The 16,060-nt window shown below is 36.5% G+C and carries 15 protein-coding genes; 10 read left to right on the forward strand and 5 right to left on the reverse strand.

What is annotated here, in order from left to right; all coding sequences use genetic code 11:
* The 10 genes from rpsB to ACTF48_RS09580 form a co-directional block, all read left to right on the forward strand.
* Positions 1-506, forward strand: a 506-nt coding sequence (rpsB, locus tag ACTF48_RS09535) for a 30S ribosomal protein S2 (RefSeq protein WP_438962924.1), incomplete at its 5' end; no start/stop codon positions are given.
* 41 nt (positions 507-547) lie between these two features.
* Positions 548-1,510 carry a translation elongation factor Ts gene (gene tsf, locus ACTF48_RS09540; RefSeq protein ID WP_438962925.1) on the forward strand — a complete coding sequence of 321 codons (963 nt, stop codon included), beginning with the start codon at positions 548-550 and terminating at the stop codon, positions 1,508-1,510.
* Positions 1,511-1,629: 119 nt separating this feature from the next.
* Positions 1,630-2,505 (forward strand): hypothetical protein, encoded by an 876-nt coding sequence (locus tag ACTF48_RS09545; RefSeq protein ID WP_438962926.1) that lies wholly within the window; start codon positions 1,630-1,632, stop codon positions 2,503-2,505.
* A 198-nt stretch (positions 2,506-2,703) separates the two neighbouring features.
* The gene (pyrH, locus tag ACTF48_RS09550; RefSeq protein ID WP_438962927.1) at positions 2,704-3,411 is read left to right on the forward strand and encodes a UMP kinase; all 708 of its coding nucleotides are present in this window, start codon (positions 2,704-2,706) and stop codon (positions 3,409-3,411) included.
* A gap of 42 nt (positions 3,412-3,453) precedes the next feature.
* On the forward strand, positions 3,454-4,008 hold the full coding sequence (gene frr / locus ACTF48_RS09555; protein WP_438962928.1) for a ribosome recycling factor: 555 nt from the start codon (positions 3,454-3,456) through the stop codon (positions 4,006-4,008).
* A 140-nt stretch (positions 4,009-4,148) separates the two neighbouring features.
* Positions 4,149-6,341: a DUF5686 family protein gene (locus tag ACTF48_RS09560; protein WP_438962929.1), complete on the forward strand. Its 2,193-nt coding sequence runs from the start codon at positions 4,149-4,151 to the stop codon at positions 6,339-6,341.
* 79 nt (positions 6,342-6,420) lie between these two features.
* Positions 6,421-8,817, forward strand: a complete 2,397-nt coding sequence (locus ACTF48_RS09565; RefSeq protein WP_438962930.1) for an efflux RND transporter permease subunit — start codon at positions 6,421-6,423, stop codon at positions 8,815-8,817.
* Positions 8,818-8,919: 102 nt separating this feature from the next.
* Positions 8,920-10,362, forward strand: a complete 1,443-nt coding sequence (gene asnS, locus ACTF48_RS09570; RefSeq protein WP_438962931.1) for an asparagine--tRNA ligase — start codon at positions 8,920-8,922, stop codon at positions 10,360-10,362.
* A 307-nt stretch (positions 10,363-10,669) separates the two neighbouring features.
* Positions 10,670-12,127, forward strand: coding sequence for an RNA polymerase factor sigma-54 (rpoN, locus tag ACTF48_RS09575; protein ID WP_438962932.1), 1,458 nt, complete (start codon positions 10,670-10,672; stop codon positions 12,125-12,127).
* A gap of 9 nt (positions 12,128-12,136) precedes the next feature.
* A complete protein-coding gene (locus ACTF48_RS09580; RefSeq protein WP_438962933.1) occupies positions 12,137-12,739 on the forward strand; it encodes a hypothetical protein in 603 nt (200 codons plus the stop codon).
* Here ACTF48_RS09580 and ACTF48_RS09585 read toward each other — a convergent pair.
* From ACTF48_RS09585 to ACTF48_RS09605, 5 genes are all read right to left on the reverse strand, one after another.
* The gene (locus ACTF48_RS09585) at positions 12,734-13,447 is read right to left on the reverse strand and encodes an outer membrane beta-barrel protein (protein ID WP_438962934.1); all 714 of its coding nucleotides are present in this window, start codon (positions 13,445-13,447) and stop codon (positions 12,734-12,736) included. The genes ACTF48_RS09580 and ACTF48_RS09585 overlap by 6 nt on opposite strands.
* Before the next feature lie 84 nt (positions 13,448-13,531).
* Entirely contained in the window at positions 13,532-14,020 is a 489-nt protein-coding gene (locus tag ACTF48_RS09590; RefSeq protein WP_438962935.1) for an ExbD/TolR family protein, read from the reverse strand.
* A 2-nt stretch (positions 14,021-14,022) separates the two neighbouring features.
* Positions 14,023-14,649 carry an ExbD/TolR family protein gene (locus ACTF48_RS09595; RefSeq protein ID WP_438962936.1) on the reverse strand — a complete coding sequence of 209 codons (627 nt, stop codon included), beginning with the start codon at positions 14,647-14,649 and terminating at the stop codon, positions 14,023-14,025.
* Positions 14,650-14,652: 3 nt separating this feature from the next.
* Entirely contained in the window at positions 14,653-15,126 is a 474-nt protein-coding gene (locus ACTF48_RS09600; protein WP_438962937.1) for a hypothetical protein, read from the reverse strand.
* Positions 15,127-15,151: 25 nt separating this feature from the next.
* Positions 15,152-15,943, reverse strand: a complete 792-nt coding sequence (locus ACTF48_RS09605; protein ID WP_438962938.1) for a MotA/TolQ/ExbB proton channel family protein — start codon at positions 15,941-15,943, stop codon at positions 15,152-15,154.
* Between the last annotated feature and the right edge of the window lie 117 nt (positions 15,944-16,060).

Genomic DNA, 16,060 nt, shown 5'->3' on the forward strand with positions numbered 1-16,060 from the left:
GAATGTTAACAAACTTTGTTACCATCCGTAAAGCTGTTAAGAAAATGGCACTAGTAGACCGCATGAAAAAAGATGGTCGCTATGAAACACTTTCTAAGAAAGAACGTCTTCAAGTAGACCGTATGAGAGCAAAGCTAGAAAAGAACTTAGGTTCTATTGTAGAGATGACTCGCATGCCAGCAGCACTTTTCATCGTTGATACAGTACGTGAGCATATCGCAGTAAAAGAAGCCTTAAAACTAGGTATTCCAATTTTTGCAATGGCTGATACTAATGCAAACCCACGTGACATCGATTATGTAATTCCATCTAATGATGATGCCTCTAAGTCTATCGATATTATCGTAAACTCTGCTGCTCAAGCGATCAAAGCTGGTCTAGAAGATCGTAAGAACGAAAAGAACAAGGAAGCTGCAAAAGCAACTGAGAAAGAAGCTGCACCTGCAAAAGCTGAAAAACCAGCCAAAGCAAAGAAAGAAGCAGTAAAAGCTGAAGAAGAAGAATAAATCATAACCTCTGGAATTCCAGAATCTAAAATCTTTACCACATGGCAAAAATAACCGCCGCTGAAGTAGGAAAATTAAGAAAAACCACTGGTGCTGGTATGATGGACTGTAAAAAGGCCCTTGTAGAAGCTGATGGTGATTTTGATAAAGCAATTGAAATCCTTAGAAAAAAAGGTCAAAAAGTAGCTGCAAAGCGTGCTGACCGTGATTCTTCTGAAGGTGTAGTCGTTGCAAAAATAAATGATGATAACACTAGAGGTGTTATGATCTCTTTAAACTGTGAAACTGACTTTGTTGCAAAGAACGACGACTATGTTGCTCTTGCAAATCAACTAGCCGCTATCGCATTAAACACTAATTCTAAAGAAGAATTGCTAGCAGCAGACTTTGACGGAATGAGCGTTGCAGATAAGTTAATTGAACAAACTGGAGTAATAGGCGAGAAATTAGAAATAGGTGGTTTTGAAGCATTTGAAGCTCCTTATGTAGGCGCTTATGTTCATGGTGGCAAAATAGGTGCTATGACTGGCCTTTCTACAGCGAGTGATAACGCAGCTGATGTCGCAAAATCTGTTTCTATGCAAGTAGCTTCTATGGGAGCAACTACTCTATCTTATAAGGATTTTGACCCAGAATTTGTACAGTCTGAAACTGACGCACGTATCGCTGCTATTGAAAAAGATAACATAGAACGTGGTCGTTTAGGGAAACCGTTAAAAAACATACCTCTTTTCATCTCAAGATCTCAAGTTACTGAAGAAGCACTAGCTGAAGCAAAGACAAGATTTGAAGAAGAATTAAAAGCAGAAGGTAAGCCTGAGGCAATCTGGGATCGTATCATTCCAGGTAAATTAGAGCGTTTTATCTCTGATAACGTTTCTTTAGATAAAGAACAAGCACTTTTAGATCAAGATTTCATCATGGACGACAGTAAAACTGTTGCTCAGTTTGTTGCCTCTAAAGATGCAGAAGTAGTAGGATTCAAAAGAGTTTCTATCGCTTAATAATCATTAAGATTAACATCATAATCCCGTCTAGGTTCTACTTAGACGGGATTTTTTTTATGACTACGCTTTCGCGAAAGCGTAAACCACATCACCATTCCTTTTTATAACTTTATAACATGATAAAATACCTCATACCACTGCTGATTTTTATAAGTTGCAAATCACTACCGAAGGAAATCAATACGCAAATCAAATTCTCAAAAGTAGCCACTTTACCTAGCGCCATCAATGAAAGTTCTGGACTCATAGTGCTAGATGGGCAATTAATAACTAATAACGACTCTGGAAGTGACGCAGTACTATATAAAATAGATAGTACTGGAATGATTACTGACCGAGTGAAATACCATAATTTATACAACATAGATTGGGAAGGGATCACCCAATCTGATAAGTCCATTCACATAGCAGACATAGGGAATAATCGCGGCAACAGGAAAGACCTCAAAATCTATAATATTCATAAAGCTGCCCTATGGCAAGAAGAAACAGATCAAGACCTCTCTAACCTATCCTATGCTGGTCAAAAAGATTTTACAGTTAGACCTCAAAAACATTCCTATGACGCTGAGGCTGTCTTAGTAATCGATGAAATCATGTATCTTTTTTCTAAAGACTGGATCAACTTCTCTACCTCCATATATAGTTTTCCCATCTATAAAGATGCAGTACTGAACAAGCACCAAACTATAGAAACTAAAGGACTTATCACAGATGCCACTTTTAATAAAGAAAACCGTGTGCTATTATGCGGTTATAACCAGAGCCTGGCACCATTTATCATAGAACTACGGTTTGATCAAGGAGTATTTACATTTATAAAAAAAGTAGATCTACCTATTGAAGGAGCACAAATAGAGGCTATAGCCTATTATGGTAAAGATAAAAACGGATCTGAAATCTACTATCTCACCAGTGAAGCAGTAAATGTAAAACTAGGCGATGACGAGGCAAAAACTGATGGCGAACTTTATAAGCTAATTTGGGAATAATAAAATCACCGGACGCAACTATTCCTCATAAACCTAAACCTCATAAGCCTTTTTACTAGCAGTGGCAGTTGTAACGCGGTAAGGTGAAGCATTTTATCTAGGTGTATTCTATAAAAAAACAATTCAAGTTCTAGTTATAGTTCTAGTTCTTTTTCATACTGGATTTCCATTATATTTGCACAATATCAAGCACACCTTATGAAATACAATCGCATCCTTCTTAAACTAAGTGGAGAGGCATTAATGGGAGACAGACAGTATGGTATAGACCCAGAACGTCTCTCAGAATATGCTCAAGAAATTAAAAAAGCTATAGATAAAGGTATCGAGGTAGCCATAGTAATAGGTGGTGGTAATATCTTTAGAGGTGTTGCTGGAGCTAGCGCTGGTATGGACCGTGTACAAGGCGACCACATGGGCATGCTCGCCACAGTTATTAATGGTTTAGCCTTACAGAGCGCTTGTGAAGATGCTGGAATCCCTACCCGATTGCAGTCAGCAATTAAGATTAATGAAGTTGCAGAACCTTTTATACGTCGTAAAGCGATGAGACACCTGGAAAAAGGACGTGTAGTTATCTTTGGCGGTGGAACAGGAAACCCGTATTTCACAACAGACAGTGCAGCCGTTTTAAGAGCTATAGAAATAGAAGCCGATGTTATCCTAAAAGGAACTCGTGTGGACGGAATTTACACCGCAGATCCTGAAAAAGATACTTCTGCAACTAAATTTGACCACATAAGCTTTGATGACGTATTGCGTAAAGGTCTAAAAGTAATGGATACTACAGCATTTACATTAAGTCAAGAAAATGAATTACCTATAATCGTTTTTGACATGAATAAAAAAGGTAATTTAATGAAAGTTCTCAGTGGAGAAAATATAGGAACCAGAGTACAGTTATAAAAGTGGCAATATATTTGCAAATCGTAAAGTAAAATTTGAGCTATGAACGAAGAATTAGAATTAGTTATAGACGCTTGTAAAGAAGGAATGGACAGCGCCATTACTCACTTAGAGAAGCAATTGTTAAATATACGTGCTGGTAAAGCAAACCCAGCCATGTTAGGTAGTGTGTTTGTAGATTACTACGGCAGTCAGACACCACTAGCACAAGTTGCAAATGTAGCAACACCAGACGCTAGAACCCTTACCGTAACTCCATGGGAAAAAGGAATGATTACTGAAATTGAGAAAGGAATCATGTATGCAAACTTAGGGTTGAACCCTATGAATAATGGAGATAGTGTAATTATTAACGTTCCTGCACTGACTGAAGAAAGACGTAAAGACCTAGCAAAACAATCTAAAGCCGAAGGTGAAGAAGCAAAAATAGGTGTGCGTAACGATCGTAAAACAGCTATGAACGATTTAAAAAAGCTAGACCTTTCTGAAGATCTACTTAAATCATCTGAAGAAGAAGTACAGCAACTGACAGACACTTACATCGTAAAGATTGATAAAATAGTCGCTGCTAAGGAAGTAGAAATTATGAAAGTATAATTTACTGCAACACTATAATTAAAACGCCAGCCTTACCGCTGGCGTTTTAATTATAACCTTAAAAAAAGTATAATAAAGCTTAAAAATAATAAGCTTCTCGTACTTTTAGCCTTATTAAACTAATTACTCACCTTTCCCTAATGCAACATAAGAACTCGTTGCTTTTACTCATCTGTTTTCTACTTACTGTAGTAACTCAAGGACAGTCAGAACTAGGCACTACTGCACTTCAAATGGTGAAGAAGAGTATAGACCAGATAGACGCTAACAATCCTTTAAAAGCTCTTAATACTTTTCAATATGACAGCTATGAAAATTTAAAAATAGCTGGAAATCCCGAGGCGATTACAGGATCTGGTTATAAAAAGACTGAGTTAAGAAGAACTCTTCTAAAAACCGGTGTTTTCTTTTCAGAAAAATCATCAGAGGTTATAAATGACATCTCTCAAGGATATAAGGAAGTCATTACGGCTGCTTTAATGCCTGGCTTTGAAAAACCTGTTTACCCTATTTATAATATAGAATTTCAGTCACGCAATTTGTATCAAGATACTTATGTCATTTTTGACCAGCATTTTATAAACCCATTATCACAAGATGGTTTAAGAAGCTATAATTATGAGACCGTAAAAGATTCTATTATTGAAAATAGAACGGTAACTCAAATAGCCTTTGCTCCTATAGAAAACTCAAACGCTACGTTATACGGCACATTCTTTTTAGACTCAGAAACTCATGCTATCGCAAAAGCTAGTTATAATATTAAAGGAAGCTTAGAGGTAGCATCTAACCATGTTTTTACTTATGATAAACTACATCACTTATGGTATAATAATTATGATGAACTCTTTATAAAAAAAATTAAAGATATTAAGGAGATCGAACTTTTTGGAGGAAGATTTGAAGTAGGAACTCGCACGCAAGAAGAAATTGAAGATAATAGAGATGAATTATATCTGATCCTAAAAAGAAAACAAAGTAATTTTAAAACAAATCGTAAGGTTAATTACGGACTAAAAGGTGTCGCTATAGAAATCCCTGAAGAGGCTATAAAACAACCCCTTAATTACTGGGATGATTACCGCAGTAATGAGGCTTTTACCACGCAAGAACTGGCAAATTTCATGCAGTTAGACAGCATAGTTATAGCTGAAAAGGTTACTAGAAAGCTAGAAGTTATTGAAAAATTTAAAGTAGGATACTATCCTGTAGGGTTCTTTGACCTGGACCTTAAATACTTGATTAAATTTAATGACTATGAGGCTTTCAGGCTAGGTCTAGGCGGTACTACAAATGATAAACTTTCAAAAAACTGGCGCATAAGCGGCTATGGAGCTTATGGTACTAAGGATAAAGTTTTTAAATATAACGCTACTTTAGGTTACCGCATAGGTAAAGAAAATAACACCTGGATCAGTGCTTATAAAACAGATGATATTTATGAATTTTCAGGTTCCCGATTCTTAACTGATGCTCGAGTCTATTCCTTATTTGAACCGCGATTAATAAACATTCCTACGTTTTATTTATATAAAGAATATGGCTTATCACTACAGCAGCGATTATATCCATCTTTGATTAGTGAGGTCTCGCTTTCGCGAAAGCGTGTTTCACAAACCACTAACTATGTGTTTGCTCCTAATGGAATTCCGTTTAATAATTATGTGTTATCTGAGGCTACTGTAGCCGCTCGATGGAGTCCTCAAAGTGAGTTCATGAAAACTCCTGACAGTTATCAAGAAACCACAAAAGCATATCCTGTGCTAAGTGCACAAATTACTAAAGGAATAAAAGGTCTGGCAGAAAGTGATTTTAACTACTTTAAAATTTCTGGAAAAGCAAACTATACCATTAACAGAATTACAGGTTCACAAACGGCCTTCTTACTAGAAGGACACTATGCTCATGGAGCAGTTCCTTTAAGTCATTTATTTCACGCATATCCTAACGCACCTACTAAGGATGAAGTACTCCAGCGGTTTTCTGTGGCAGGCCGTAATAGTTTTGAAACCATGTTTTTTAATGAGTTCTTTTCTGATCGCATAGCTACCTTACAAATGCGACATAGTTTTGCGCCATTTCATATCGCCTCATGGTTAAATCCAGAATTAGTGATCACTTCTAGATATGCGATAGGAGATTTAAACGGCGCTGCTGATCATTTAAATATTAATTTTAATACACTCGATAAAGGATATACAGAATCTGGTTTTGAAATTAATAAACTTATTTATGGTTTTGGACTGAGTGCTACCTACCGTTATGGAGCTTATCACTTGCCCCAGTTTTCAGATAATATAGCACTTAAATTTACTTTCTACTTAGAAATCTAAGCTGCTGTCTCTTAAAAACTGTTATTATTTCTCGCTAAACTATGTTTAAAACTTACCTTTGCAACACGGCTTAAGGAGTATGCAAAAGTTATTTAGTTTTTCTTTTTGGAATGGAATCGCAAGAATCATTTTGCGCAATCGAGAGATTCTACTAGGTCTCGTTATTATAGCCACTATAGGCCTAGCGACTCAATGGGAAAACATGCAGTTTTCACACACAGAGGCAAATCTACTTCCAGATGACCACCCAGTAAATCAAGAATACCTTGAGTTCCTTAAAAAATTTGGTGAAGAAGGAAACCTAATTATTCTAGGAATAAAAAACAGTGAACTCCATAGTTATCAAGAATTTAATGCCTGGAACAAACTAGCAGATTCTCTAGAAAGTTTTAAAGAAGTAGAACTTGTTCTTTCTACCTCTAACCTACCCATACTTAAAAAATCTGAAGACGGTTCTCGTTTTATCATAGAACAACTTAAAGATGGAGCTATACAGTCTAATGAAGAACTAGCCAGATATAAAAACAAGCTCTTTAGTGAACTACCCTTTTACCGCAATCTTATCTATAGCGAGAAAGACTCTGTTTTAAGAACGGCTATTTACTTGAAAAAAGACATCGTTAACAGCTCTATAAGAAAAGAGTTTGTTCTTGAAAAGTTCAATCCCATCATAGAAGATTTTAAAATAAATCAAGGACTTACAGATTTGCGCATATCTGGAATGCCTTACATAAGAACTCTAAATGCACAAAACATAGTAGATGAAATAGGAATCTTTTTAGGCGCCGCACTATTTATAACATCGGCGATATTCTTTTTCTTCTTTAGATCCTGGAGAGCTACTTTTATTTCTATAGTAACGGTAGTGATAGGTGTGATGTGGGCTTTTGGGTTCTTAGGTCTTTTTAATTTTGAGATTACGGTGCTTACCGCTATAATACCACCGCTCATCATTGTGATAGGGATCCCTAATTGTATTTTCCTTATTAATAAATACCAGCAAGAGATAAAGGAGCATGGTAATCAAGCTAAATCTTTGCAGCGTGTGATCACTAAAATAGGGAACGCTACGCTCATGACTAACCTTACTACAGCTAGTGGATTTGCCACCTTTATATTTACAGATAGCACACTGCTCAGTGAGTTTGGTATCGTAGCCTCTATATGCATAGTATCTATATTTTTACTCAGCTTGATCATTATCCCTATTATTTACAGCTTTTTACCGCTTCCTAAAGAAAGACATCTGGAGCACTTAAGAAAACAGTGGATAGGCACCTTTGTGAACTGGATGGAACGTATGGTAAAAGAAAACCGTATTGCGATATACATCACCAGCTTATTAGTTTTAGTAATTTCTATTATAGGAGTTTACCAGATCAGAGTCTCTGGAAGCCTCATAGAAGACATGCCTAAGAACATGCAGTTTTATAAAGACATTAAGTTCTTTGAAGACAGTTTTGATGGTATCATGCCTCTAGAAATAGTGGTCAATACTAAAAGTAAAAAAGGAGTCTCTAAATCTAAAACTCTCAAGAAACTAAATAAATTAGAGGACCACATTATAGAAACACCAGAGCTTTCTAGACCTATGTCTATAGTGAGTATCGTAAAATATACTAAGCAAGCTTTTTATGGTGGTGATCCAGAGTTTTATGATCTACCTACTACTTATGAACGGGTAGGTATTTCTACTCTACTAGATGATAGTGGTGGCGACGCTATGCTTATGAAAAGCTATGTAGATAGTACAGGTCAATATGCGCGCATCACTACCTTTATGAAAGATATGGGAACAGACCGCATGGAACGTGTAGAAGAAGATTTACGTGCTGAAATTGAAAAGATCTTCCCTGCAGATAAGCATGAAGTCATTCTTACTGGTAAAGCCCTTGTATTCCAAAAAGGAACTAACTATCTTATTAAAAACTTAGTCCTATCGCTCACACTGGCAGTCATTCTTATTGCCCTTTTCATGGCATGGATGTTTAAGTCACTGCGCATGATTTTAGTTTCTTTAGTTCCTAATCTATTACCACTTATCATTACAGCAGGACTCATGGGCTATATAGGCGTTCCTATTAAACCATCTACAATTCTGGTTTTTTCTATTGCCTTTGGGATATCTGTAGATGACACCATACATTTTCTAGCTAAATACAGACAGGAACTCATAGCAAATAAATGGCGTGTAAAACGTTCTGTTTATGGCGCGCTTAGAGAAACTGGCGTGAGCATGTTCTATACCTCGATCGTTTTATTCTTTGGTTTTTTAACCTTTACTTTCTCAAGTTTTGGTGGAACTGTGGCGCTAGGAGCACTAGTAAGTGCAACACTATTATTTGCCATGCTGTCTAATTTACTATTACTTCCTAGTATGCTATTATCTCTAGAACATAGCATTGCAAATGAGCGCACCTTTAAAAAACCAGCTATTCCCATCATACCGCAAGATAGTGATGAGGAAGTAGAGTAATCGTTTCACGCTTTCGCGAAAGCAAAATCACAACAATCCCTATCATAATCATTGTCCATCAAGGTCATAAAAATTATATTTGCGTTTCTTAAATAAATAAGGATGCAACAACATAGAATAGCCACATTATTACAAGCAGATCCTAGCATGCAGGAGATTACCGTAAAAGGTTGGGTACGTAGTTTTAGAAACGATAGATTTATCGCTCTTAACGATGGATCTACCATTCACAATATTCAGTGTGTTATTGAACCAGAAAATTATGAGCGTGCTCTACTTGACGAGATTAATGTTGCAGCTGCAGTAGCGGTAACGGGAACACTTGTAGAAAGTTCTGGAAGTGGACAGCGCATAGAAATTCAAGCTTCTAAAGTTGAAATTCTAGGTAAAGCAGATCCTGAAGAAGTGGCTAAAACTATTTTATCACCTAAACGTCATAAACTAGAAACACTACGCGAGCAAGCACATTTAAGAGTGCGCACTAACACCTTTGGAGCTGTTATGAGAGTGCGTGCTGCACTTTCTTATGCAGTACACAAGTACTTTCAAGAAAACGGATTCTATCAAGCGCACACACCTATTTTAACAGGCAGCGATGCTGAAGGTGCTGGAGAAATGTTCCGTGTATCTACACTAGATCCTAAAAATCCTCCACTAGATGAAGAAGGAGCTATAGATTACAAGCAAGATTTCTTTGAAAAGGAATCTAATCTCACGGTATCTGGACAGCTAGAGGCAGAAACTTATGCCATGGGACTGGGACAGGTATATACCTTTGGACCTACATTTAGGGCTGAGAACTCAAACACCTCTCGCCACCTAGCAGAGTTCTGGATGATTGAGCCTGAAGTAGCATTTAACGATCTGGATGCAAACATGGATCTATCTGAAGATTTTATAAAATCTGTGATCGAGTATGCTATGGAACATTGTAAGGACGACCTAGAATTTCTTGAAAAGAGATTGATCCAAGAAGATAAAAGTAAACCACAGGCTGAGCGCAGCCCTATGGAATTGCGCGAGAAACTAGACTTTGTTTTAAAGAACAATTTTAAACGAGTTTCATATACTGAGGCCATAGATATTCTAAAAAACTCTAAACCTAATAAAAAGAAAAAATTCAAATACCTTATAGAAGAATGGGGCGCAGACTTGCAGAGTGAGCATGAACGCTACCTGGTTGAAAAACACTTTGAATGTCCTGTAATTTTATTTGATTACCCGGCAAATATTAAAGCCTTCTACATGCGTCTTAATGAAGATAAAAAGACCGTGCGTGCCATGGATATCTTATTCCCAGGAATAGGTGAGATCGTAGGTGGATCACAGCGTGAAGAACGTTATGATGTCCTTAAAGAAAAAATGGACGTGATGGGAATAGAAGAAAAAGAGCTGTGGTGGTACCTTGAGACACGCAAATTTGGAAGTGTGATCCACAGTGGTTTTGGTCTAGGATTTGAAAGACTCGTCATGTTTGTAACAGGAATGAGTAATGTAAGAGACGTGATCCCTTATCCACGTACTCCAGGAAACGCTGAGTTTTAAAGGTCTTAGTTATCAGTATAATGGTTAGTGGTTTAAGTTAAAAAACAGTTTAGATATTCTAAACGACTTACTACTAATTTTATAATAGATATCTAGAACAGACTTTATTTGTTCTTAACTCAATAGAAACTACACACCACACGTTGCTAGGATCCCTAAAGATGAAGCGCCGTGATAAACTGTTGTCCGTTTCTGGTTTATAGGTGTAGACTTATATCAAAAGGAATAATTAAATCTAACATTTTTAAGCCACTGATCTCCTATGATGGTGGCTTTTCTTATTTTTACCTAGTAACATCATAACATTATGCTCAAGCAATCGTTAAGCTTTAAATTATCGCAAAAACTCTCTCCTCAACAAATCCAGTTGATGAAGTTGATACAGTTGCCTACACAGGCCTTTGAACAACGTGTGAAACAAGAGCTGGAAGAAAATCCTGCTTTAGATGATGTAAAAGACAGTCTAGATGATGAGTTTGATGAATTTTCAAATCAGGATGAGTATGGCGATGACAGTGACACCATAGAAACTGATATTAACGTAGATGAATACCTGAGTGATGATGATATCCCTGAATATCGCACTCAAGCAAATAATTACAGTGCAGATGATGATGAGAAAAGCATACCCTATGCCTCAGGAACATCTTTTACTCAATCCTTAACAGACCAATTAAATACCAGAAGACTAAGTGACCAGCATTATAGTATCGCTGAGTTTCTTGTAGGAAGTATAGATAACAGCGGCTATATAAGGCGCTCCATGGAGGACATTGCAGATGACCTCGCCTTTACCGCAAACATTTACACTGATGTTACAGAGGTAGAACAGGTTTTAAAAGTAGTTCAGCAATTAGATCCTGCTGGTGTAGGAGCACGTAATTTGCAAGAATGTTTAATGATTCAGCTTTCGCGAAAGCGTAGTAATAACAGCACAGAGCTAGCTATGAAACTCGTAGGGGAATCATTTGACGCATTCAGTAAAAAGCATTACAAGAAATTATTAGAAAAATATCACATTAATGAAGATGAACTACGTGACGCCATTGAAGAAATAGAACACCTCAATCCTAAACCTGGAAGTGCTTATGCTGGTGGTAGTACTCGCATGGTAGAACAAGTCGTTCCTGATTTTACCATACGTATTAAAGATGGTGAACTAGAATTAACTCTTAATGGTCGTAATGCGCCAGAACTTCATGTTTCTCGAGATTACTCTAACATGTTAAAAGGCTACAAAGAGGCTAAAGAAAAAAGCAAGTCACAAAAAGATGCCGTGATGTTTATTAAGCAAAAACTGGATGGTGCAAAATGGTTTATAGAAGCCATAAAACAGCGACAGGAAACTCTTTTCATGACCATGTCTTCCATCATGTACTATCAAAAAGAGTATTTCCTAACAGGTGATGAGCGCAACTTAAGACCTATGATCCTTAAAGACATTGCAGACGAGATAGAAATGGATGTTTCTACCGTTTCTCGTGTAGCAAATTCTAAATATGTGGACACGCCATATGGCACTAAACTGATTAAAGAATTCTTTTCTGAGTCCATGACTAATGCTGATGGTGAAGAGGTTTCTACTCGTGAGATTAAAAAAATACTTGAAACCGTAATAGGAGAAGAAAGTAAACGCAAACCACTTACTGATCAAAAACTAGCCGAGCTGCTCAAAGAAAAAGGATATCCTATAGCCAGAAGAACTGTTGCTAAGTATAGGGAACAACTGGATATTCCCGTGGCTCGATTGCGCAAAGAGATTTAATTGAAACCCATGAAAGCTTTTTTAAGGTTCTGGAGTTATCTAGCAAATCCGTTATTTATTCCATCGCTTATAAGCCTGTGGTATTTCTTATTTGTCTCCTATACCGATGGTGCTGTGGTAGAACTCAAAATGTATTTGATTCTCATACTTACCGCTGTAATTCCCATGCTCATTTTTACCATTTTAAAACTTTTAGGAGTGGTACAAAGTATCCATTTACCTGAAATTAAACAGCGCATTACACCGCTAGGAGCATATGCAGCACTATTACTTATCTTGATTCGTGGTGGTTTTAATGATGGCTTGCATATCCCTTTATATTACTTCTTTATAGGAGTTTTTATCGCAAGTATAGTTGCTTTTACTCTAGCGTTACTGAAATATAAATTAAGCCTACATATGATGGCTATGGGCGGTGCCATAGGTTTTGCTCTTATGCTCCATGCCAGCATACAGACACCAGGAATGGTTGCTATTGCTATATTATTTATACTAGCTGGTCTTACTGCCACTTCACGCTTATCTATGAACGCACATAAAGGTCATGAATTGCTTTTCGGTTTTAGCATGGGTCTAGTGGCACAATTGATGAGCGGTATTTATTTTTTATAACAGGTAAAATTCTATCCCAAATTTTATAGGTTGAAAATGAATAGCTTCACCATTTATTTGAGCATCCTTATTAAAAAGTGTGTTGAGATTGTAATGTACAAAAGCATTAAAACTACCATTCCCTAAAGTTAGTGTGGCAGCATATCTTAACCTGTTCAATTCAGGAATATCAGTTTGAATAACCGTATTATTTACCTGTTCAAAACGAGCTCTATAATAATAGATGTAACTTAACTTCACTCCAGTATAAATCCGCCAAAAGTTAGTATTACTCGCCGTAGAAGTGCGCCAGCGATACTGAATGGGCATTTCTATATGATTTGTGTTTAATCTATTAGAATCATAAACTACACTGCCATCTAGAATAGAATAAATGGAAGTACCATCACTATCTTCTCCTATAAATAGATTTGAATTATAACTATTTGTAGAAATTCCCAAACCTATTCCTATAGCCTTATTGCGTCGCTTATTAATAGGCATATCACGTATAAAGCCTAAATGCAGCCCACCAGAAAATCCATTCTGACTAAATCCACTAGGTCCATTATTAACAAGATTAAAAGATAGTCCTATGTAAAACTGATCTTCACGATATAATGAATCCACTACGGTAGGAATAGCATTATCCTTAACGTTTCTAGCATTATCTTGAGCTAGGGCAGTTAAGGTAAAAAGTAAGCCGAAAAATAAAACGAGATTTCTCATTAGGTAAAGATATGAATTTGAAAATTTGCACTATAAAAAAAGCCGTTTCCATAAGAAACGGCTTCTAACTATTATGAAATAGTATTATCTTCTTTTAAGATTATTCATAGGATCACCTTGATTAGAAGTGTAAGTAATTTTTAAAGCTTGCGCCTCTCTTAATTCCTGTTTCACGTCTGTCAGAACTCCTATTTTTGCATTTCTATCTACTTTTAGAGAAACCATCATTTGATCTTGAAGGTTCTCTGGCATCGCTGTACGTTTAGTGTTTACATAATTATAAACCTCTTCTACACGAGATATTTTATCACCCAGTTGAACAACGTCAGTAGTACCAAAGGTTTTTTGATAGCTAGCACTAGGTTTACCTATGTAAATATTAACCAGCTTGTTCTTATCTTCTAACTTTTCAACCTGATTTGCTGCTGGAAGTTGATTCTCCACAAGCATTTCATCATCTCTCATCACGGTAGCTACCATGAAAAAGAATAAAAGCATAAATACGATATCTGGTAAAGATGCTGTAGACACTGGTGGTAAATCACCACTTTTCTTCTTATTGAACTTTGACATAATTAACCTGCTTGTTGTGGTTCTGCTTCAGAGAGGTTCCTAGGGTACAATTCTCTGATAACTTCTAACTTCTTTTCTAACTCTAGATATTCTGGAGTTTCTTTATCAGCTTCCTGTGTATCCTTAAAGCGTGCATACATGGATTCATAACTCTCACCATAACGTTGTTTTGCAGCACGATTTCTTAAAGTCGTGTAAGCTTTAACTAACTCGTTTGTTACCGTGATATAATAGTTATAAGTAGCCTGTCTGTCATTAACTAAAGATACAATGGCCTTTTTAGGATTATCTGAAGAATCTGGATTTCTATCACCTTCACAATAAGCACATCCATTTTTACCTTCTCCACCACCGTTATCAATAAACTTTGCTGCTGCTGCAGAGAGGTCTTTAATATCCATAGGTTCTTCTTCTACTAGTAACTGGTTATCCTTATTTACTAGTACTTGAAAAATATTCTTTTCTTTTACTTGAGGAACATTTTCAGGATCATCATTTTTAGGCGGCAGCTTACTTACTATCCCACTATCCACTTCAATAGTAGTAGTTACTAAGAAGAAAATAAGTAGTAGGAAGGCGATATCTGCCATGGAACCTGCATTTACTTCAGGTGCTGCTCTTCTAGCCATAATTTATCTATTTAATAGTTTACTTACTCCTGTCCATATAATAGAACCTATCGCTAAAACACCTACAATATAAAAGGTATAAATCGAGGCGCCTACAAGTTTAGAGGTACTATTAGAAAGTGGTTCACCTTCATCAAGCATCACTAATTTATCTGTTGTACCTGGAATGATATTACTATCATCAGCAAAACCGAAATAAGCTATTAAACAAATCGCAAGAAGTATACCAACAGACATCAAAGATCTCTTTAAAGCGGCTGGACTACTGAAAATTCCCTTTAAAACAAATACTAAAACTAGTCCTATGGCAATTGCCATTACAACATAAGCTAGATTCATTAGAGGAACAATGGTTGAGCCTTGAGACTCTCCACCTTCTATAACTTCATCACCTACACCGATTGTGTAGACAAAGAACCCTGCTGCGATAACGCAAAGCAGTAGCACTAAATATTTAAATACTTTATGTATTACCATGATATAATCTGGTTTATAGGATTAATTACAGCTTACCGTTCTTGTAATCTACAAGAATATCCATAAGCGTGATAGAAGCGTCTTCCATGTCATTTACAATACTATCGATTTTTGCAACGATATAGTTATAAAAGATCTGAAGTATTATCGCTACGATAAGACCAAATACAGTTGTAAGAAGTGCTACTTTAATACCACCAGCTACAAGTGCAGGTTCCATAGCTCCAGCGCTCTGAATATTATCAAATGCATCTATCATACCTAATACCGTTCCCATGAACCCAAGCATAGGTGCAAGTGCAATAAATAAAGATACCCAAGAAACATTTTTCTCAAGTTGTCCCATTTGAACACCACCGTAAGCTACAACAGCTTTCTCAGCAGCTTCCACGCTTTCATCTGCTCTATCTAAACCTTGAAAGTAGATAGAAGCAACAGGACCTTTTGTATTTCTACAAACTTCTTTTGCAGCTTCTACTCCACCGCTCTTAAGTGCATCTTCTACCTGAGCAGCTAGTTTCTTAGAGTTAGTAGTAGAAAGATTTAAATAAATAATTCTCTCAATAGCGATTGCTAAACCTAAAATAAGACATATCAATACAAATGACATGAATACTGGACCACCTTCTATAAAACGCTGTTTAAGCTTTTGGTGGAATGTAACCTCCTCAGAAGTGGTAGATGAACCAGCATCTTCTAGAGAGGTAATAGTTGTGATTGTGCTAGATGTTGTTGCAGCATTACTAGCCGTTGCAGTTGTAGATAGACCTAACATCATTACTACAGCCATGAACAAAATGGAAAGAGATCGTTTCATTTTAAGATTTATTGATTTAATTGAATTTTCAAGTTAAGGGGTAAATATATAATTTATCTCTTAAAAAACAGAACTTCTAAGATTATACCATTGTTAATTGTTCATCATTTAAAGAAT

It is taken from the genome of Nonlabens sp. (genome assembly GCF_965660805.1).
Taxonomy (GTDB): domain Bacteria; phylum Bacteroidota; class Bacteroidia; order Flavobacteriales; family Flavobacteriaceae; genus Nonlabens.